This window comes from Lysinibacillus sp. FSL K6-1151 (genome assembly GCF_038630755.1).
Taxonomy (GTDB): domain Bacteria; phylum Bacillota; class Bacilli; order Bacillales_A; family Planococcaceae; genus Lysinibacillus; species Lysinibacillus fusiformis_D.
In genome coordinates this window covers 3,086,087-3,107,290 of the sequence record NZ_CP152040.1, presented here as the reverse complement: position 1 = coordinate 3,107,290, position 21,204 = coordinate 3,086,087, and the positions used below count along the sequence as shown (strand labels likewise).

The 21,204-nt window shown below is 39.6% G+C and carries 22 protein-coding genes; all 22 read left to right on the top strand.

Features of this window, described 5'->3' with window-relative positions; all coding sequences use genetic code 11:
* Positions 1-214 precede the first annotated feature (214 nt).
* The 22 genes from hemW (at position 215) to MHI04_RS14870 (ending at position 21,202) form a co-directional block, all read left to right on the top strand.
* The gene (gene hemW, locus MHI04_RS14975) at positions 215-1,360 is read left to right on the top strand and encodes a radical SAM family heme chaperone HemW (protein ID WP_342534976.1); all 1,146 of its coding nucleotides are present in this window, start codon (positions 215-217) and stop codon (positions 1,358-1,360) included.
* An 89-nt stretch (positions 1,361-1,449) separates the two neighbouring features.
* A complete protein-coding gene (gene hrcA, locus MHI04_RS14970; RefSeq protein ID WP_058844752.1) occupies positions 1,450-2,478 on the top strand; it encodes a heat-inducible transcriptional repressor HrcA in 1,029 nt (342 codons plus the stop codon).
* Between the two features lie 17 nt (positions 2,479-2,495).
* Entirely contained in the window at positions 2,496-3,068 is a 573-nt protein-coding gene (gene grpE, locus MHI04_RS14965; protein WP_340811712.1) for a nucleotide exchange factor GrpE, read from the top strand.
* Between the two features lie 75 nt (positions 3,069-3,143).
* The gene (dnaK, locus tag MHI04_RS14960; protein WP_036121693.1) at positions 3,144-4,985 is read left to right on the top strand and encodes a molecular chaperone DnaK; all 1,842 of its coding nucleotides are present in this window, start codon (positions 3,144-3,146) and stop codon (positions 4,983-4,985) included.
* A gap of 227 nt (positions 4,986-5,212) precedes the next feature.
* Positions 5,213-6,331: a molecular chaperone DnaJ gene (gene dnaJ / locus MHI04_RS14955; protein ID WP_036121690.1), complete on the top strand. Its 1,119-nt coding sequence runs from the start codon at positions 5,213-5,215 to the stop codon at positions 6,329-6,331.
* 22 nt (positions 6,332-6,353) lie between these two features.
* Positions 6,354-7,295: a 50S ribosomal protein L11 methyltransferase gene (gene prmA / locus MHI04_RS14950; RefSeq protein ID WP_036121686.1), complete on the top strand. Its 942-nt coding sequence runs from the start codon at positions 6,354-6,356 to the stop codon at positions 7,293-7,295.
* Positions 7,296-7,376: 81 nt separating this feature from the next.
* Complete coding sequence (locus tag MHI04_RS14945) at positions 7,377-8,114, top strand: 16S rRNA (uracil(1498)-N(3))-methyltransferase (RefSeq protein WP_271910445.1); 738 nt, start codon at positions 7,377-7,379, stop codon at positions 8,112-8,114.
* A gap of 15 nt (positions 8,115-8,129) precedes the next feature.
* Positions 8,130-9,464, top strand: a complete 1,335-nt coding sequence (gene mtaB / locus MHI04_RS14940; protein ID WP_036121680.1) for a tRNA (N(6)-L-threonylcarbamoyladenosine(37)-C(2))-methylthiotransferase MtaB — start codon at positions 8,130-8,132, stop codon at positions 9,462-9,464.
* Positions 9,465-9,815: 351 nt separating this feature from the next.
* On the top strand, positions 9,816-10,487 hold the full coding sequence (deoC, locus tag MHI04_RS14935; protein WP_036121676.1) for a deoxyribose-phosphate aldolase: 672 nt from the start codon (positions 9,816-9,818) through the stop codon (positions 10,485-10,487).
* Between the two features lie 125 nt (positions 10,488-10,612).
* Positions 10,613-10,837, top strand: coding sequence for a spore coat associated protein CotJA (locus MHI04_RS14930; protein WP_101966494.1), 225 nt, complete (start codon positions 10,613-10,615; stop codon positions 10,835-10,837).
* Positions 10,834-11,097 (top strand): spore coat protein CotJB, encoded by a 264-nt coding sequence (locus MHI04_RS14925; RefSeq protein WP_036121673.1) that lies wholly within the window; start codon positions 10,834-10,836, stop codon positions 11,095-11,097. The genes MHI04_RS14930 and MHI04_RS14925 overlap by 4 nt, the downstream gene beginning before the upstream one ends.
* A gap of 25 nt (positions 11,098-11,122) precedes the next feature.
* A complete protein-coding gene (locus MHI04_RS14920; RefSeq protein ID WP_036121670.1) occupies positions 11,123-11,692 on the top strand; it encodes a manganese catalase family protein in 570 nt (189 codons plus the stop codon).
* A 271-nt stretch (positions 11,693-11,963) separates the two neighbouring features.
* On the top strand, positions 11,964-12,137 hold the full coding sequence (gene rpsU, locus MHI04_RS14915; protein WP_004227078.1) for a 30S ribosomal protein S21: 174 nt from the start codon (positions 11,964-11,966) through the stop codon (positions 12,135-12,137).
* A gap of 313 nt (positions 12,138-12,450) precedes the next feature.
* Positions 12,451-13,779, top strand: a complete 1,329-nt coding sequence (locus MHI04_RS14910; protein WP_036121667.1) for a nodulation protein NfeD — start codon at positions 12,451-12,453, stop codon at positions 13,777-13,779.
* Positions 13,780-13,782: 3 nt separating this feature from the next.
* Positions 13,783-14,787, top strand: a complete 1,005-nt coding sequence (floA, locus tag MHI04_RS14905) for a flotillin-like protein FloA (protein WP_036121665.1) — start codon at positions 13,783-13,785, stop codon at positions 14,785-14,787.
* Positions 14,788-14,812: 25 nt separating this feature from the next.
* Positions 14,813-15,292: a hypothetical protein gene (locus tag MHI04_RS14900; protein WP_036121662.1), complete on the top strand. Its 480-nt coding sequence runs from the start codon at positions 14,813-14,815 to the stop codon at positions 15,290-15,292.
* A gap of 54 nt (positions 15,293-15,346) precedes the next feature.
* Positions 15,347-15,595: a hypothetical protein gene (locus tag MHI04_RS14895; RefSeq protein ID WP_036121657.1), complete on the top strand. Its 249-nt coding sequence runs from the start codon at positions 15,347-15,349 to the stop codon at positions 15,593-15,595.
* A gap of 1 nt (position 15,596) precedes the next feature.
* On the top strand, positions 15,597-16,709 hold the full coding sequence (locus MHI04_RS14890) for a sporulation protein YqfD (RefSeq protein WP_036121654.1): 1,113 nt from the start codon (positions 15,597-15,599) through the stop codon (positions 16,707-16,709).
* Between the two features lie 2 nt (positions 16,710-16,711).
* Complete coding sequence (locus tag MHI04_RS14885) at positions 16,712-17,668, top strand: PhoH family protein (protein WP_036121651.1); 957 nt, start codon at positions 16,712-16,714, stop codon at positions 17,666-17,668.
* 580 nt (positions 17,669-18,248) lie between these two features.
* Entirely contained in the window at positions 18,249-20,369 is a 2,121-nt protein-coding gene (locus MHI04_RS14880; RefSeq protein ID WP_058844758.1) for an HD family phosphohydrolase, read from the top strand.
* Positions 20,370-20,377: 8 nt separating this feature from the next.
* The gene (gene ybeY / locus MHI04_RS14875; RefSeq protein ID WP_036120532.1) at positions 20,378-20,851 is read left to right on the top strand and encodes an rRNA maturation RNase YbeY; all 474 of its coding nucleotides are present in this window, start codon (positions 20,378-20,380) and stop codon (positions 20,849-20,851) included.
* Positions 20,852-21,202 carry a diacylglycerol kinase family protein gene (locus tag MHI04_RS14870; RefSeq protein WP_036120529.1) on the top strand — a complete coding sequence of 117 codons (351 nt, stop codon included), beginning with the start codon at positions 20,852-20,854 and terminating at the stop codon, positions 21,200-21,202.
* Positions 21,203-21,204: the final 2 nt, after the last annotated feature.

Sequence of the window (21,204 nt, the reverse complement as noted above, 5' to 3'; positions counted from 1 at the left end):
TAGTCATTTGTTATATATGAAAAACTGCACTTCCGATTTGTTAGAAACGGGCTAACAATCGGAGTGCAGTTTGTTTTTTTCTAGAACTAAATGACAAGGAAGCTACCCTTGCAGATATGTATGGAAAACTCGCTAGATGGTTTCATAGCGTTCCTTCTATTGATTCGTTATAATGTAGAAATGGAAAAGACTTAACGAGAAAGAAGGGATTGCTATGGCACGAGGTGTTTACATTCATATTCCTTTCTGTCATCAAATTTGTAATTATTGTGATTTCAATAAATTTTACTTTAAAAACCAACCAGTGGATGAATATATAGAAGCACTTGGTAAAGAGATGGCTCTTGCCACACAAAAATATCCGGACAATTTTCGTAATATCGAAACGATTTTTCTTGGAGGTGGGACACCAACTGCTTTATCACCGGAGCAATTGGACAAACTACTAACGTATATTCATACGTATATTCCGATGGAGAGTGTGACAGAATTTACATCAGAGGCTAATCCGGATGAATTGTCTGCGGCAAAATTGCGAGTGTTGTTTGATGGTGGTGTCAATCGTCTAAGCATGGGTGTGCAATCTTTTGACCAAGGGCTGTTACAGAAGATTGGACGCACTCATAGTAATGACCATGTTTATGAAACAATCGCTTTGGCTAGAAAAATTGGCTTTCAAAACATTAGCATTGATTTAATGTATGGTTTACCTGGGCAAACGATGGCTCAATGGAAGGACTCATTAGACAAAGCTTTTGCCCTTGATTTGCCCCATTTCTCTGCCTACTCTCTTATTGTAGAGCCAAAAACGATTTTTTATAATCAATACACAAAAGGCAAGTTGTATTTACCAACGGAAGATCTCGAAGCAGATATGTATGATGTGTTGATGCAGCAAATGGCTTTACATGGACTTCAACAATACGAAATTAGTAATTTTGCAAAACCAGGCTTCCATTCAGAGCATAACAAAATTTATTGGGATAATGATGAATATGCAGGGTTTGGGGCGGGTGCCCATGGTTATTTAAAGGGCATACGTTACTCCAATCATGGTCCATTAAGAAAATATATGGATGCTGTTTTTGTAAATGAGCTACCTATTGTTCATGAACATGAAGTATCTCAAGCGGAAAAAAGAGAAGAACAAATGTTTTTAGGGCTGCGAAAAACAGCGGGGGTTATGCACACTATATATGAAGAAAAATTTAAAACACCAATGGCTGCTCATTATGAGACTGTTATAAAAGATTTAGTTTCAAAAGATCTTTTAGAACAAGATAAGGTGGGTGTTCGTCTAACTAGAAAAGGACGTTTTGTGGGCAATGAAGTTTTTCAACAATTTTTGCTAGAAGATTGAGCGATATCGTTGACATAAAATGTGGGATTTGATAACTTAATAATAGTATTAGCACTCCTCTTAGTCGAGTGCTAACAGAGGTGATAATCATGCTAACAAATCGGCAGTTACAGATATTGCAAGTCATTGTAGACGACTTTATTGTGTCTGCACAGCCGGTAGGTTCTCGCCAAATCTCCAAAAAACAAGGGATTACATTTAGTCCAGCCACTATTCGAAATGAAATGGCGGATTTAGAGGAATTAGGCTTCTTAGAGAAAACACATACTTCCTCTGGTCGAGTGCCTTCAGAAAAGGGTTACAGATTTTATGTAGATCATTTGTTGAGTCCTCAAGGCATTAATTCGAAGGACATTCAACAAATCCAATCAATTTTTAATGATCGACTAGTAGAAGTAGAGCATATTATCCGAAAGTCAGCCAACATTCTATCGGAGCTGACATCGTATACTTCCATACTTTTAGGACCTGATGTTCAAAGGCATCGTGTCAAACGATTTTCAATTGTCCCTCTTTCTAGCGATACAGCAGTAGCAATTATCGTAACGAATAATGGGCATGTTGAAAATCGCATGTTCAACTTACCGCCAGATTTTACCGCTTCTGATTTAGAGAAAATGGTCAATATCTTAAATGATCGCCTGATTGGTGTATCCTTAGAAGATCTCCATAAAAGCCTTGAAGCTGAAGTGCTAGCCGTGTTACAGCAACATATTAGATCAGCGGATGATTTTATTCGCGCGCTCGTAACAGCAACAATGCATAATTCAGAAAGTAAAATTTTCTATGGTGGGAAAACGAATATGTTCAACCAACCAGAATTCCATGATTTAAATAAGGTTCGCATGATTTTGGACTTGATGGAGACGACTAGCCAAGTGCAGTCCCTTTTCCATCCGAACGAATCAGGTATTCATATTCGGATAGGCTCAGAAAATAAACAATTAGAAATGGAAAATTGCAGTGTCATTACCACTACCTATTCCATTGGTGATGACCAACAGGGAGCCATTGCTATCATTGGCCCAACACGTATGGATTATAAGCGTGTCGTGGCTTTATTAGACATAATGCGCTTGGATTTAACACAAGCCTTTATGAAAAATCGTAGTGAATGATAATGAGGAGGATTCAAGTGACGGAAACAACGGAAAACAAAGATTTAGTACAAGAAGATGTACAAGCTGAAACGACAGCAGAGGAAGTAACACAATCAGAAGTTCAAGAAGCAGTAGAATTATCTATTGAAGAACAGTATGAGGCGAAGCTGGCTGAGCTACAAGCAAAGCTAGATGACGAGGAAAATCGTCACCTACGTCTACGTGCTGACTTCGATAATATGCGTCGTCGTCATCAGTTAGACAGTGAGGCTGCTGAGAAGTACCGTGCGCAAAACCTACTATCTGACTTATTGCCAGTTCTTGATAATTTTGAGCGTGCTCTACAAGTAGAGACAACTTCTGAAGAAACTGCATCCATCATTAAAGGGATTGAAATGGTGTACCGCTCTTTAATTGAAGCGACAGAAAAAGAAGGTCTACAAGTCATTAAAGCTGAAGGTGAGCAATTTGATCCAACTATTCACCAAGCTGTTATGCAAGAACAAGATAGTGAAAAAGAGACGGGTGTTGTCTTACGCGAGCTCCAAAAAGGGTATATCTTAAAGGATCGTGTTTTACGCCCAACAATGGTATCTGTGAACGAATAGTCCTTGTACTATTTAGTCAATTAAAATTAGTTAGAAAACGCATCCCTTGCGTTGACATAATAGGAGGAAATTTTAATGAGCAAAATTATTGGTATTGACTTAGGAACAACAAACTCTTGCGTTTCTGTACTTGAAGGTGGAGAACCAAAAGTAATTCCAAATCCAGAAGGTAACCGTACGACACCATCTGTTGTTGCATTTAAAAATGGTGAACGTCAAGTTGGTGAAGTAGCGAAACGTCAATCTGTAACAAACCCTAATACAATTATGTCTATTAAATCAAAAATGGGTACAGCTGATAAAGTAACAGTAGAAGATAAAGATTACACACCACAAGAAGTATCGGCTATGATTCTTCAATACTTAAAAGGTTATGCAGAAGATTACTTAGGGGAAAAAGTAACAAAAGCAGTTATTACAGTTCCTGCTTACTTTAATGATGCACAACGCCAAGCTACAAAAGATGCTGGTAAAATCGCAGGTCTAGAAGTAGAGCGTATCATCAACGAACCAACTGCTGCTGCACTTGCTTATGGTTTAGACAAACAAGACCAAGACCAAAAAGTATTAGTATTTGACCTTGGTGGCGGTACGTTTGACGTATCTATCCTTGAGTTAGGTGACGGTGTCTTTGAAGTATTAGCTACAGCTGGTGATAACAAACTGGGTGGGGATGATTTCGATGACGCGGTTATTGAATATCTAGTAGCTGAATTCAAAAAAGAAAACGGTATTGATTTATCAAAAGATAAAATGGCGATGCAACGTTTAAAAGATGCCGCTGAAAAAGCGAAAAAAGATTTATCTGGTGTAACATCAACACAAATCTCTTTACCATTCATTACAGCTGGTGAAGCAGGTCCTTTACACTTAGAAATTTCTTTAACTCGTGCAAAATTTGACGAAATTACATTACCATTAGTAAATCGTACAGTTGGACCAGTACGTCAAGCATTGTCTGATGCAGGTCTTTCAACTTCTGAAATCGACCAAGTTATTTTAGTTGGTGGTTCTACGCGTATTCCAGCAGTACAAGAAGCGGTACGTAAAGAAACTGGTAAAGAGCCTCACCGTGGTGTAAACCCTGACGAAGTAGTAGCTATGGGTGCTGCTGTACAAGGTGGCGTATTAACAGGTGATGTAAAAGACGTAGTATTACTTGACGTAACACCACTTTCACTTGGTATTGAAACAATGGGTGGCGTGTTCACAAAATTAATCGACCGTAACACAACAATTCCTACTTCTAAATCACAAGTATTCTCTACAGCAGCTGATAACCAACCAGCAGTAGATATTCATGTTCTACAAGGTGAGCGTTCAATGGCAGCTGACAATAAAACATTAGGTCGCTTCCAATTAGCAGATATTCCACCAGCACCACGTGGTGTACCTCAAATCGAAGTAACATTCGATATTGATAAAAACGGTATCGTATCTGTCAAAGCGAAAGACCTTGGTACAAACAAAGAGCAAACAATTGTGATTCAATCTGATTCTGGTCTATCAGAGGAAGAAATTGAACGCATGGTAAAAGACGCAGAGTCTAATGCTGAAGCGGATGCTAAACGTAAAGAAGAAGCAGATCTTCGCAACGAAGCAGACCAATTAGTATTCCAAGTGGATAAAACAATTGCTGACTTAGGCGAGCAAATTACAGAAGATGAGAAAAAATCTGTTGAAGACGCTCGTGATGAATTGAAAAAAGCGCTTGAAGCTGGTGAATTAGAAGGCATTAAAGCAGCAAAAGAAAAATTAGAAGGCGTATTACAGCCACTAGTGATGAAAGTTTATGAGCAAGCGGCAGCGGCAGCTCAAGCGGCTCAAGGTGGCGACGCAGGTGCAGACACTGGCGCTGGTAAAAAAGATGACGGTGTTGTAGACGCTGATTTCGAAGAAGTAAAAGATGATAAATAGGAAGTAACACAGTTAAGTGAAAAAGCCAAAGACCGCTTGCGGCTTTGGCTTTTGTCATGATGTTGTGATCGCTTCACGTAAATGACACCATTTATGGAATAGTTGCATACGTTAGCTGCTAGGAAGTGAAAACCTCAATTTTATGGGATGATTAATCGAAAAAATAAGGCAGTTTTAACAACTGCATGTTACAATAGATTTTATGCAAACAGAGCGGAGTGTGAATCATGGAGAAACGCGATTATTACGAGGTGCTTGGTTTAACAAAATCAGCTTCTAAAGATGAAATTAAAAAAGCATACCGTAAATTATCAAAACAATATCACCCTGATCTTAATAAAGAGCCGGGTGCAGATGAAAAATTCAAAGAAATCGCTGAAGCATATGAAGTATTAAGCGACGACCAGAAAAAAGCACGCTACGACCAATTTGGTCATGAAGACCCGAATGCGGGCTTTGGTGGTGGCTTTGGAGGCGGCGGCTTTGGCGGCTTCGAGGATATTTTCAGCTCTTTCTTCGGTGGTAGTGGTCGCCGTCAAGACCCAAATGCGCCACGTAAAGGCGATGATCTACAATATCGCATGAATATTAAATTTGAGGAAGCTATTTTTGGGAAAGAAACAGAAATAGAAATTCCGAAAGATGAAACGTGTGAAACATGTCATGGCTCAGGAGCGAAGCCAGGCACACAGCCAGAAACATGTTCGACATGTAATGGGGCTGGACAAATCAACCAAGCAGTGGATACACCGTTTGGTCGCATGATGAACCGTCGTGCATGTACGACTTGCCATGGTACAGGTAAAATCATTAAAGAAAAATGTTCAACTTGTCGTGGAGAAGGAAAAGTTCAAAAACGCAAGAAAATTAAAGTGACGATTCCAGCAGGTGTGGATGATGGACAACAAATTCGTGTATCGGGTCAAGGTGAACCAGGTATTAACGGTGGTCCTGCAGGGGATTTATATATTATGTTCCGTGTTCAAGGGCATAAAGAATTTGAACGTGATGGGGACGATATTTACTTCGAGTTGAAGTTGACATTCCCTCAAGCCGCACTTGGAGATGAAATTGAAGTGCCTACAGTGCATGGTAAAGTCAAATTACGTATCCCAGCTGGCACACAGTCAGGCGCCCAATTCCGTCTTAAAGATAAAGGCGTTAAAAATGTTCATGGCTATGGTATGGGGAATCAGTATGTAACGGTCAAAGTCATGACACCTGAGAAATTAACAGAAAAGCAAAAGCAATTACTACGAGAATTTGCTGAAATTAGTGGCGATATCCCTGAAGAACAAGGTAGTTCACTATTCGATAAAATTAAGAAAAAATTCCAAGGTGAATAATTAGAGGGAGCTGAAGAGCTACGTGAAGTGGTCTGAATTATCCATTCATACAAAAAATGAAGCGGTAGAAGCAATTTCGAATATTTTGCATGAAGCAGGTGCAAGTGGTGTTGTCATCGAAGATTCTGCAGAATTTGCGAAGCCACGTGAAGATCAATATGGTGAAATTTATGCGCTAAATGAAGATGATTTTCCGAAAGATGGCGTCATTGTCAAAGCTTATTTATCAGAGTCTAGTTTTTTAAATGAAACGGTCGAAGAAATTAAAGCAGCCATCACAAACTTGACGAACTTTAACATTGATATCGGTGAAAATGTTGTCTCCATTGTTGAAGTCAATGAGGAAGATTGGGCAACTGCCTGGAAGCAATACTACCATCCTGTCAAAATTTCTGAACGCTTTACAATCGTACCAACATGGGAGGATTATACACCTGTTTCAACAGATGAACTGATTATTGAATTAGATCCTGGTATGGCTTTTGGTACAGGTACACATCCAACGACGGTGATGTGTTTACAAGGACTTGAAAAGGTCATTAAAGAAGAGGATACAGTTGTCGATATCGGTACAGGATCCGGTGTATTATCTATTGGTGCAGCATTACTTGGTGCTAAAAGTGTGCATGCTCTCGATTTAGACGAGGTAGCTGTACGTTCGGCACAAGAAAATGTGGCGTTGAATAAAGTAGAAGATAAGGTAGAGGTATTCCATGGTAACTTATTAGATACTGTCAAAGAACCAGCAGACGTGGTGGTGGCTAATATTTTGGCCGAAATCATTATGTCTTTCACTGACGACGCATTTACAATTGTGAAACCAGGTGGATTATATGTCACTTCAGGCATTATCGGGGCAAAACGTGATGATGTCAAAGCAGCACTAGAAGCTTCAGGCTTTGTGATTGAAGAAGTATTATTAATGGAAGATTGGGTAGCTATTATTGCTCGTCGACCGCTATAACCTGACTGAAGAAGCGCCAAATCGTAAGCCGTGTGCTTGTGATTTGGCGTTTTCCTGTCTTGCTAGAAAGGACTGTGTAGCATGCAACGTTATTTTATTGAAACAGCCATAGAAAATGCACGTATTAGCGGAGAAGATGCACGCCATATTGAGCGAGTAATGCGGATGAAGCAGGGCGACAAAATCGTTGTTGTTGCACAAAACACCGCTCATATATGTACAATCGAAGGGTTTGAAGGGGATGAGGTCGTGATTGAAGCGACTGGTCAAACAATACCTTCACCAGAGCTACCTATTTATGTAACAGTAGCTTGTGGCTTGCCAAAGGGCGATAAGCTAGAGCTAATTACACAAAAAGCGACGGAGCTTGGGATGTTTGCATTACAGCCATTTGAAGCTGAACGTTCCATTGTGAAATGGGACAAGAAAAAAGGGGCAAAAAAGCAAGAAAGATTACAAAAAATTGCTAAAGAGGCCGCAGAACAAGCCCATCGTACACATATCCCAGAAGTTTTTGAACCAATTACCTTTAAACAGCTCCTACAACAAATAGATCAATTCGATGCCGTTTTTATTGCAGATGAAGAGGATGCAAAGGCTGAAAAGCGCACAAGGTTTGCGGAGAAGCTAAAAAACGTGTATGATAAGAAGTCGAAATCAATGCTTATAATCTTTGGTCCAGAGGGGGGCATTTCTCGTCAAGAGTCAGAAGCGCTGTTACATGCAGGCGCTCAAACTATGTCATTAGGACCAAGAATTTTACGAGCAGAAACAGCGCCATTATACGCACTGTCTGCCATATCCTATGAATTTGAATGAAAGAGGTGTTCAGCCTTGTCAAAAGTGGCTTTTCACACACTTGGCTGTAAAGTAAATCATTACGAAACAGAAGCAATCTGGCAACTGTTCAAAGAAGATGGCTATGATCGTACAGAGTTTGATCATCAAGCAGACGTTTATGTCATTAATACATGTACAGTTACCAATACTGGAGATAAGAAATCTCGTCAGGTGATTCGTCGCGCAGTTCGACAAAATCCTGATGCTGTTATTTGTGTAACGGGATGCTATGCACAGACATCCCCAGCTGAAATTATGGCGATTCCTGGCGTAGATATTGTTGTAGGAACACAGGATCGTACGAAATTATTAGGCTATATCGATCAATATCGTTCAGAACGACAACCGATTAATGCCGTACGTAATATTATGAAAAATCGCGTTTATGAGGAATTAGATGTACCAGCATTTACAGACCGTACTCGTGCATCCTTAAAAATACAAGAAGGCTGTAACAACTTCTGTACATTTTGTATTATCCCGTGGGCACGTGGCTTAATGCGTTCTCGTGATCCACAAGAAGTATTACATCAAGCCCAGCAATTAGTTGAGGCTGGCTATCTTGAAATTGTTTTAACGGGTATTCATACGGGTGGCTATGGACAAGACTTAAAAGATTATAATCTTGCTCAGTTACTACGTGATTTAGAGGCTAATGTAAAAGGCTTAAAGCGTCTTCGTATTTCGTCCATTGAAGCTAGTCAATTGACGGATGAAGTCATCGAAGTCCTTCGTGAGTCGAAGATTGTCGTTAATCATTTACACATTCCAATCCAATCGGGTTCTGATACGGTGTTAAAACGTATGCGTCGTAAATATACAATGGAATTTTTCGGGGAACGTTTAACGAAATTACATGAAGCTTTACCAGATTTAGCTGTAACATCTGATGTTATTGTTGGCTTCCCAGGTGAGACAGAGGAAGAGTTCATGGAAACGTTCAACTTTATTCGTGATCATAAATTCTCTGAACTACATGTCTTCCCATTCTCTCCACGTACAGGCACACCAGCTGCCCGCATGGAGGATCAAATTGATGAAGACATTAAAAATGAGCGTGTACACCGTCTGATCTCTTTAAATGATCAACTGGCAAAAGAATATGCATCTCGTTTTGAAGATCAAGTATTAGAAGTGATTCCTGAAGAATTTGTGCATGATGGCAGTGAAGAGCAAGGTCTTCTAACAGGTTATACTGATAATTACTTGAAAATCGTATTTGAAGGTCCAGAAAGTCTGATTGGACAGCTTGTAAAAGTAAAAATTACACAAGCAGGCTATCCACACTCACAAGGACAATTTGTACGTGTTTTAGAAACAGTTAATTAATATGCAAAGGGTTGCCTGCTTTTGAGGCAATCCTTTTTTATTGGATGAATATTCCACTTTTCTTGTTATAATGAAGAAAATCAAACTGAGAGAGTAGAAATGAATGTGACGAGAGAAGAAATAGAAGAGGATATATCAGTCATTTATAAGCTTACTGAGCGTTTATCACGACTGGCATAAGGAAGGGTCAGAAAAGCCATTCACTGCGGATTTTCATTTAGTAGAGTTTCAAAAAACAATGACATAGCATTTAATGAATAATTGGCTAAGAAAGAAATTAGACGGCAACGAGAAAAAATGGTATGATTCGAAGAGGTACGTACATCTTGCTTAATGAAGGAGCGTTTAACAATGGAACAAAATTTTGCGCGTATGATTGATCATACATTATTAAAGGCTGAGGCAACAAAGGAACAAATTGAAAAATTATGTGCAGAAGCTAAGCAATTTAACTTTGCTTCAGTATGTGTCAATCCAACATGGGTGAAGCGTAGTAGCGAATTATTGCAAGGGTCAGATGTTTTAGTTTGTACGGTTATTGGCTTCCCACTCGGTGCCAATACACCAGCAGTGAAAGCATTTGAAGCAAAAGATGCGATTGCTAACGGTGCAAAAGAAGTAGATATGGTTATTAATATCGGTGCATTAAAAGATAAAAACTATGAGCATGTACAAGCTGATATTGCAGCAGTTGTAGAAGCGGCTAAAGGCAGCGCACTTGTGAAAGTGATTATTGAAGCATGTTTATTAACAGATGAAGAGAAAGTGAAGGCATGTGAGCTAGCTGTGGCAGCAGGTGCTGACTATGTGAAAACATCAACAGGTTTTTCAACTGGTGGTGCAACAGCAGAAGATATTGCTCTTATGCGAAAAACAGTAGGTCCTGAATTGGGCGTAAAAGCTTCAGGTGGCGTTCGTAGCCTAGAGGATATGAAAAAAATGGTAGAAGCTGGTGCTACACGTATTGGAGCAAGCTCTGGTGTTGCCATTATGAATGGCTTAATTGCAGATTCCAATTACTAATTTTAAAGCCATAAGCTCTTGCACAGATTTGCATGAGCTTATGGCTTCTTTGTGTCGAATAAACATAATATTTTTTTCCGCACATATACTCCACTGATGAATGTGAAGACAGAAAGGAGGATGCCATGTTTACACAGTATAAGGCTTGGAGACCGTATATTAGCCCTTTTGATCCTTGTAAGCCTATCGAAGTAAAATACTTTGCTACACCACCACAATTATATATGGGTTTTCAACCACCTGGACTACCACAATTCCCAACCCCACGAGAAGCTCTAATGGCAGGAACACTTTGGCCACAGTTATTTAGCCCGTATCCATTTCCCCTAAAAAGGAGGGGTGAAGCATGACTAAAAAGATGCCGCCTGAATTTTATCAGCAATTAGAAGAAATACAGGCAATTGATTTCGTCATCGTGGAATTAAACCTCTATTTAGACACCCATCCACACGATTATGATGCCATCCAGCAATTTAATGAAAATACAGAGAAAAGCATGAAGCTTAAAGTTGATTTCGAACAGAAATATGGACCGCTCATGAATTTTGGAAGAAGCTATTCGAATTATCCGTTTAATTGGATTGATACGCCGTGGCCATGGCAGGTCTAATCAAAAGAACTAGGAGGAATAATCTTTGTGGTATTACGAAAAAAAGCTCCAGTATCCGGTAAAAGTTAGTACATGCAATCCAATGCTTGCTAAGTTTTTAATTGAGCAATATGGAGGAGCAGATGGGGAACTGGCAGCAGCCCTTCGCTATATGAATCAGCGCTATACCATACCAGACAAAGTGGTAGGGCTCTTAACTGATATAGCAACGGAGGAATTTTCACATTTAGAAATGATTGCCACGATGATCTATAAGCTAACAAAAGATGCGACACCTGAAATGCTCAAGGAGGCTGGTCTAGGCGACCATTATGTAAATCATGATCGTGCTTTATTTTATCAGAATGCTTCAGGGGTACCATTTACAGCATCCTATATTCAGGCTAAGGGTGATCCTATTGCAGATTTGTATGAGGATATAGCTGCTGAGGAAAAGGCGCGTGCCACCTATCAATGGATTATTGATTTATCAGATGACACAGATTTAAATGATAGCTTAAAGTTTTTACGTGAACGGGAAATTGTCCATTCCCAGCGTTTTAGAGAGGCTGTTGAAATTTTAAAAGATGATAGAGATCAGAAGAAAGTTTTCTAAAAAGTGGCTGGCTGGATCAAGGGGGACTTGAAACAGCCTTTTTGTTTGTCAATAAATCATGTTTTACTAGAAGGAAGAATAAATATTGGATATATTGCTAGCTAAATACAATTTGAATAAGTTAACAAAAATAAAACCAAAAATTCACTTGATAATTTCGCACACTTTCTATTGACCATTATTAGACAATACGATATAATTTTTTAGTACACAACAGAAGGTAATTTGCCTAATTGTGTATTGACGTGTGTTCGGAGGGAGGGAAAGAGAGATGTCAAAAACTGTCGTTCGCAAAAACGAATCGCTTGAAGATGCTCTTCGCCGCTTCAAACGTACTGTATCAAAAAGTGGTACAATTCAAGAAGTTAGAAAGCGCGAGTTCTACGAAAAACCTAGCGTAAAACGTAAAAAGAAATCAGAAGCTGCACGTAAACGTAAGTGGTAATTTAATTTCCCATTAAAAATCCCTACGTTCATAACACGCAATTGTATGATTCACTGAGCAGACAAAATTATACCTGAAATTAATCACATGGAGGATTGATTTCAGGTATTTTACATTGCTCACGCTTACGTACATATGAAAAAGCCGAATGATATCTTATTGATTCATTCGGCTTTTTTTGTAGCATACTAAGTGTCAATCATTCAAAGGAAATGAATCTTAAATAAACTTAAAAAATTTTAAGATTTGTGAAACTTTTCGCATGATTGACCGTATATACAAGGGAGAAGCATGTTAGAAGGGAGGGAAAAAGATGCGAAGACGGAGAATCCTCAGCTATTTACTAGTAATATGGATGACTTTTTTGTTAGCGTTTCCATTAACGTCAGCTTTTGCAAGTAGTAAGGTCTACCATGTTCCAATTCATAATGAAGTAGAGCGAGGGCTTCATGCATTTTTAGAACGAGCTTTTAAAGAGGCTGAAGAAAACTATGCAGAGGCGATTATCTTAGATATACATACGCCTGGCGGATTTGTGAATGCTGCAAGTGATATCGCCATGCTTATGGATGCAACGGAGATACGTACAATTGCTTATATTAATAAGGATGCGCATTCAGCTGGTGCTTTTTTAGCCTTACATGCGGATGAGATTTACATGGTGCCGAATGGAACAATCGGTGCAGCAGCGGTCATTGATTCAGCAGGTAATGCAGCAGATTTAAAAGCTAATAGTGCTTGGCTTGCTCAAATGCAGGCAGCGGCAGAAACGTCAGGTCGCGATCCTAAGTATGCATTAGCAATGGCAGATACCAACTATGAACTACCAGAATACCGTGCTGGCGGAAAGAATTTGTTAACCTTATCTGCTTCAGAGGCATTGGAGGTTCGCTATTCTGAAGGAACGGTTAAAAATTTTCAGGAGCTTTTAGCGAAAACAAATCTAAAGAGTAGTGATATTGTTCCCATCGAACCAACATTTTCTGAAAAATTGGCTCGTTTTATTACAAATCCAATCATTGTACCCATTTTATTGTCTATCGCAAGTTTAGGGCTGGTGATGGAGCTATATTCGCCAGGATTTGGCGTTCCAGGTATAATGGGGCTATCAGCTCTTGGTTTATTTTTCTTTGGACATATGGTTGCAGGCTTCGCTGGTTATGAAACATTATTGTTATTTATAGTTGGTTTAGCCCTTGTAATTGCAGAGTTTTTTGTCCCCGGAGGAATTGTGGGAATTTTAGGTGGCGTGCTCATATTACTAAGTCTGATACTGGCAGGTGCAAATATGATGCAAATGATAGTAGCAATTCTCATTGCGCTTGTGATAGCGATGATAGGAATGGTGATTCTGATGAAATTTTTCGGAAAAAAAATGCATGTCTTAAACAGGCTCGTGTTAATGGATGCAACTACGACAGAAGAAGGGTATGTGTCCAATGTCAATCGCACAGAACTGTTAGGAAAAATTGGGAAAACGCTTACACCACTACGTCCATCAGGTACAATGGTACTTGGTAGTGAACGCATTGATATTGTATCAGAAGGTGGCTATATCGATGCCAATCAACATGTAGAAATTATTAAAGTTGAAGGCTCACGTATTGTTGTGAGACAAACAGATAAAGAGATGGAGGAATAGAAAATGGGTTTTGATTTAGCTTTAATTGGTCCAATTGCTGGACTGGTTATTTTATTCATTGTTCTTGCGGTATTCTTTACCTTTGTACCGGTAGCACTGTGGATTTCTGCATTAGCAGCAGGCGTTCGTGTTAGTATTTTCACATTAATTGGGATGCGTTTACGTCGAGTTATCCCTTCTCGAATTGTCAATCCGTTGATTAAAGCACATAAAGCAGGTTTACCTGTTACGATTAATCAGTTAGAGAGTCACTATTTAGCAGGTGGTAATGTTGACCGTGTTGTCAATGCATTAATTGCAGCTCACCGTGCCAATATTGAACTATCTTTTGAACGTTGTGCAGCGATTGATTTAGCTGGTCGAGATGTATTAGAAGCGGTTCAAATGTCTGTTAATCCAAAAGTTATTGAAACACCATTTATTTCAGGTGTAGCAATGAACGGGATTGAAGTTAAAGCAAAGGCACGTATTACAGTGCGTGCAAATATCGAGCGTTTAGTCGGTGGTGCTGGTGAAGAAACAGTTATTGCCCGTGTTGGTGAAGGGATTGTTTCGACAATCGGTTCGGCTGTGCACCATACAGAAGTATTAGAAAATCCTGATATGATTTCACAAACAGTATTATCAAAAGGTTTGGACTCAGGAACAGCCTTTGAAATCTTATCCATTGATATTGCCGACGTAGATATCGGTAAAAACATCGGTGCAGAATTACAGATTGAACAAGCACAGGCGGATAAAAACATTGCTCAGGCAAAAGCTGAAGAACGCCGTGCAATGGCTGTAGCGAATGAGCAGGAAATGATTGCCCGTGTTCAAGAAATGAAGGCGAAAGTAGTAGAGGCTGAAGCAGAAGTACCACAGGCTATGGCTGAAGCATTACGTTCTGGTAATCTTGGCATTATGGATTACATGAATTATCGTAACATTCAAGCGGATACGGCGATGCGCGACTCGATTTCAAAAGTAAGCACTGATAAGCCAGACACGAATGATCCAAATGCTTAAAAACGGAAAGGAGCGGAACTAACATATGGAACAATTAATAATTCTTGCCTTAATTGCCATAGCCAGCTCTATTTTCGGAAAATCAAAAAATAAAAAGCCTCAGAAACAGATGCCTCCTTTTAATGAAGATACAGCGGCAGAGCCTCCAGTTATGGCGGAAACAACGCCGCATCGTGCAGGGAGAGCGCAAAGTTTTGAAGATTTTGCACGAGAGTTTATTGGTGATTGGATTCCTGAAAATGAGAAAGCCGAAGAGCCTAAAAAGTTGGTCGAAGAACAGGTGAAGCAGGAAATACCAAGCTATATGGCCCCGCCAGTTATGCCAACGGATGTTCCTAGTCGTACTTCTATTCGAGAAAGTAGAGGACGTCTAGCTGCTGGGAAAAAAGAGGTGCAAACAGTCGGTGCGCCATCGACTTTTCAATTACCTCAATCGAAAAACGATCTCATGCAAGCGATCGTAATGGCTGAAATATTAGGACCACCTAAAGCAAAAAGAAAATAACTAGCATGTCCTCCTTTTTCGATGCATATATTGCCGAAGAAGGAGGCATTTTTTATGAAAAAATTATTTCAATTAACGCCACTACTCGAATTGTTAGAATACGAATCATTAAAAATTATTGGACCTTATCGGTTTATCCATGCAGATGCTACGACCTGTTCGTTTGTTTATGCAGATTATCATATTACTGTCAATGCAGATTCCGTGAAGATTAATGCTCTAAAAGAAGAAATGCTTCATCTCTCTGTTGATAATCTACAGGAGCTTCAGATGAAAAAGGCAAAGAATATGGATGTGAGCTAAAATGTGGAATAATCGGCCTATCATTATACGTATAAAGCGCCATGAAAATGTTCATCCTTTTATTCAAGCATTGCACGCCCAGCATGTTCCGTTAAAGCGTGTAGTCTTTCGTGAGCAAGAAGTTTCCTTTGAAACAACTATGCATTACTTACCAAAAATTCGCCGTGCTCGAAGACAGTTTCGTTTGAAAATGGCTGTTTTTTATGCAGATGAGCTGCAAGTTTTCCGAGCACAGCTTTGGACTTTGCTTGGCTTAACCTTGATGATTGTCATTCCTATTATCTGCGCACAAGTCATTTGGCGAGTGGACATTGAGGCAGCGACACCCGAACTGGAGCAGCGGCTAGGCAAAACCTTTCAAGAGACCTTTCAACTAGAAACACCGCTCTCTAAAAAAAGTTTACCTTCCAATACCATCATACGTCAAAAGCTGTTAGAGCAACATCGAGAGCTATCATGGGTGCATATTGATAAACACGGCGGACGAGTAATACTGAGACCTCAGGAATCACCGAAGCAAACAGAGCAATCGAATGACAAATTAGCTTCGCATTTAGTCGCAACGAAAAGTGGTGTCATTACTCATTTTAATATACAAAATGGTGAACGGAAGATTTCAATAAATGATACAGCCTATGAGGGAGACGTCCTTGTGAGTGGTGTTATTGAAAGTGGTACAGATCAAGTTTATGTTGGGGCTAAGGGAGAGGTATTTGCAGACTATTGGCTTGAATGCTCGTTCAAAATCCCAACAACGATTACAATGGAAACTGTGCAGCAAAAGCAGTGGCGAGTATTGCTAAAGGGGATACACAAAGAAAAAGTAGATTATGTACAAAAGAAGGATTTACCGAATTGGTTAGACCCCTATGTTTCGATTGTAGAGGAACAACAGACAAATACGATGCAAGTGGAGCTTGATGAATCGAAAATAGAGTCATTGCTAATCCCTCTACTGCATGAAAAAGTGTTACGTTCGTTACCTGCAAAAACAATGATCAAGAAAGAAAACCTTTTACAGGCAAAGTGGGGGAATGGTACAGTTGAAGGGAAAGTTCTATTTTTAGTCAATGAAAACATTGCAAGTCCAATACAAGGCCTACAAGGAGAATGATTATGTCAGAACAGTTAACTGTATTACAGGTGGATAATCCAAACGAAGCGGTTATGCTACTCGGTATTTCAGATGCAAATATGAAATTAGTCGAAGAAGCACTAAATGTTCATATCATTACGCGCGGTGAGCAAATTCAGCTGGCTGGTGAAGAAAATGCTAAGGAGCAGGCAACCTTACTTCTGCATGCACTATTGAAGGTCATTCGCAAAGGAATTAATATTGATCAACGGGATGTTACAACAGCGATTGAAATGATACAAAAAGGCACGATTGAATATTTTGCAGAACTTTATGATGAAGAAATAGCACGCACGACGAAAGGCAAGCCAATCCGTGCAAAAACAATTGGTCAACGAGAATACATACAAGCAATCCGTCATAAAGACGTTGTTTTTGGTATTGGTCCAGCCGGTACTGGGAAAACGTATTTAGCGGTAGTCATGGCAACACAGGCACTTAAAAATGGGCATGTAAAGCGAATTATTTTAACTCGCCCTGCTGTTGAAGCAGGAGAGTCTCTAGGATTTCTGCCAGGAGATTTAAAGGAAAAGGTAGATCCTTATCTTAGACCTCTCTACGACGCTTTAAACGACATTTACGGGGCTGAACAAACACAAAGACTGATTGAACGCGGAACAATAGAAATCGCGCCATTAGCTTATATGCGTGGTCGTACATTAGATGATGCCTTTGTTATTTTGGATGAGGCTCAAAATACAACACATCAGCAAATGAAAATGTTTTTAACACGTCTAGGCTTCGGTTCTAAAATGGTCATTACAGGTGATAAAACGCAAATTGACCTACCTAAAAATACGGAATCTGGCTTGATTGTAGCAGAGCGTACATTAAAATATGTAAAATCTATACATTTCCAAGTATTAGAACAAGGCGATGTCGTACGCCACCCAATCGTAGCCAAAATCATCCAAGCCTACGAAGAACAGCAACTTTAGAATTGCGAAGCAATTCTAAAGTCTGCCCCGTAAGCGAAGCGTCAGGGGCAACGAGGTTTAAAAAGTCTGCCCCGTAAGCGAAGCGTCAGGGGCAACGAGGTTTAAAAAGTCTGCCCCGCAAGCGAAGCGTCAGGGGCAACGAGGTTTAAAAAGTCTGCCCCGTAAGCGAAGCGTCAGGGGCAACGAGGTTTAAAAAGTCTGCCCGGCAAGCGAAGCGCCAGGGGCAACAAGGTTTAAAAAGTCTGCCCGGCAAGCGAAGCGTCAGGGGCAACAAGGTTTAAAAAGTCTGCCCGGCAAGCGAAGCGTCAGGGGCAACGAGGTTTAAAAAATCTGCCCGGCAAGCGAAGCGCCAGGGGCAACGAGGTTTAAAAAGTCTGCCCGGAAAGTGAAGCGACAGATGTGATAGTGTTTTAAAATCATCATTACAAAGCAAATAGCTAAACTACGAAATTAATCAAAATATGGGAAAAAATGTGACGGCTATGCAAAATTGTATAGCTGTTTTTTGCTTTCTTATACATTTTTCGAGAAAAATGTATGTTGAATTGGTATGATAGTAGGTAGATAGAGGAGGTGCCAAATGGAGAAACAACTTCGAAAATTTACAGAGCTTATCGGTTTTCGCTACTTTATTATCATCATTCTCATTTTAACAGGCGGCCTACAGTTTGCGTTTATGTATGGCAATGTTAAGGGAGTTACATATGATTTCAAACCACTACAGCTTGCGCCTGAAACCGTACGATCTACCAAAACGATTGAAGACACTTATAAGACGCAGCTAGAGCGGGAAAAAGCCGCCAATGCAGTGGATTCAGTCTATCAATTTTCGGAGGATGTCGCCAAGCAAAGAGCAGCGATTGTAACATCATTGTTTGATTATGTACTAGAAGTGAAAAAGGATGTTGCAAACAGTAAGGAACCTATACCTATTGCCGATCAAGTTGCACAGCTTCGCAAAAAATTCGAATCTATAGATGAAGACCAGATGCCATTAATCTTTACAGATTCACAGCTGGAAGGTCTGTTAGTGCAAAGTGATGAAGATTTAAACAGAACTAGTACGCAATTATCCAAATTTGTAGAGGACTATTTACAAAAGTCTATCCGACCTGAAAATGTCTTTGTTGCTCAAAATGATTTTGAGACAAAGATTCGAGGGCAACGAGGGTATCCTGATAAAATATTCAATACAGTCGTGTTAATAGGGCGTACAAGTATTATTGAAAATGAAACGATTAACGAAGACCAAACGAAAATTCGCAAAGAGCAGGCGAAGGAAAGCGTCGAGCCGACACGAATCTTACAAGGACAAATCATTGTGCAGGAAGGTCAAATTATTGATAATGAGGCTTACCGACAATTAGAGCTATTGGGTATGGTAAGTAATAAAGCATCCTTGAAGCCAATTGCTGGACTTATTATTTTAACGCTACTGCAAATGATGTTTATGTATATTTTATTTGAGCGTTGGGATGCTGACGAACGAAAAAAACGCAATGCCTTATTAGTGACAGTGATTGTTTATACATTGTCTATCCTGCTCATGAAATTTATTAGCTTAGTATCTGGTGGCTTTGATGTAACGATTGCCTTTCTGTTCCCGACGGCATTAGCTACAATGCTTGTACGATTATTAGCGGATGAACGAGCAGCTGTGCTCATTACCGTTATGACCGCAGCCTCAGCAGGTGTTATTTTTCAAGAAGGCTATTCATCTGTTATGCAAATGGAAATTACGTTGTATATTATTTTTGGAGGGCTTGCAAGCCTGTTCTTTTTGCGTAGTGTGGAAAAACGCTCACATATTTTACATGCAGTTGGTGTGATTTCCCTTGTCAACATGGCATTTATCGCCTTTTATTTACTCATGACACAATCATCCTACGGCTTACCAGAATTAGTGTTTTACTTGATTGCAGCTATGTTATCTGCCTTGCTTTCAGGGGCATTAACAATGGGACTTCTACCATTCTTTGAGTCAGCATTTAGCTTATTATCGTCGCTGCGTTTAATTGAGCTATCCAATCCTAATCATCCTTTATTAAAAAAATTACTAATGGAAGCACCAGGGACATATCATCATAGTGTAATGGTAGCGAATTTAGCAGAAGCTGCCTGTGAAGAAATTGGTGCAGATGGTTTACTAGCGCGTGTTGGTTGTTATTATCATGATATAGGTAAAACAAAGCGTCCTGCCTTTTTCATTGAAAATCAAATGTCAGGTATTAATCCGCATGATTCTTTACCGCCTGAGACAAGTGCAGAAATTATTATCGCCCATACAACAGATGGAGCCGACATGTTAAAACGCTATAAAATGCCGCAAGAAATTATCGATATCGCTTTACAACATCATGGTACAAGTTTATTAAAGTTCTTCTTGTTTAAAGCGAAGGAACAAGGAAAAAGCATTGATGAGGCAAAGCTCCGTTATCCAGGTCCAAAACCACAAACTAAGGAAGCAGCGGTTATTAGTGTTGCTGACAGTGTTGAGGCAGCAGTTCGTTCAATGAAAGAGCCAAATGCTGAAAAAATCCATAAGCTAGTACGAGCGATCATTGATGATCGTGTACAGGATAATCAGTTTGATGAATGCGATATTTCGATAAAAGAGTTAAAATGTATAGAGAGAGTTCTTTGTGAAACGTTGAATGGTATTTTCCACTCACGTATTGAATATCCAAAGGCAGATAAGTAGGAGGATCTATGATTTTAACAATTGATTTTACAGATGAAACAAATGAAGTGGCTACACCACATACAGAGCTTGTTGAAAAGCTTTTACAGCATGCAGCGAGTATTGAAAATATTGAGCCAGAAACTGAGGTTTCAGTGACGTTTGTAACGAATGAGACGATTCAAGATATTAACCGTGAGTATCGTGGCAAGGATCAGCCTACAGATGTCATTTCCTTTGCGTTAGAGGAGCTAGGGGAAGGGGAAATCGAGGTAACTTTTGAAGGAATGCCACGTGTACTAGGTGATATTATCATTTCTACAGACCGTGCCAAAGAGCAGGCTGAGGAATACAATCATTCCTTTGAACGAGAATTAGGTTTTTTAGCTGTACATGGCTTTTTACATTTGCTTGGTTATGACCATATGGAGCCAGAAGAAGAGAAAAAAATGTTTACAAAGCAAGATGAAATTTTACAAACTTTCGGCTTAGGGCGAGACTAAATGGATTTGCGCAAATACTTGCGATCTTTTGGCTATGCATTGGAAGGCATTATCACAGCAAGTAAAGAACAAAATTTAAAATCACATATAATTAGTGCAATCATTGTTATAATGGCTGGTTATTGGACAGGTTTATCTCGTATGGAATGGTATATTGTGCTACTATTAATAGCACTAATGTTTGCGCTGGAAATGATCAATACAGCTATCGAACGGGCGGTTGATTTAGCTTCCCCAGAGATACATCCACTTGCTAAGCAGGCGAAAGATATTGCGGCAGGTGCAGTGCTTGTATTTGCGCTATTCAGTGCTATAATCGGATTACTCATCTTTCTGCCAAAATGGTTTTAATG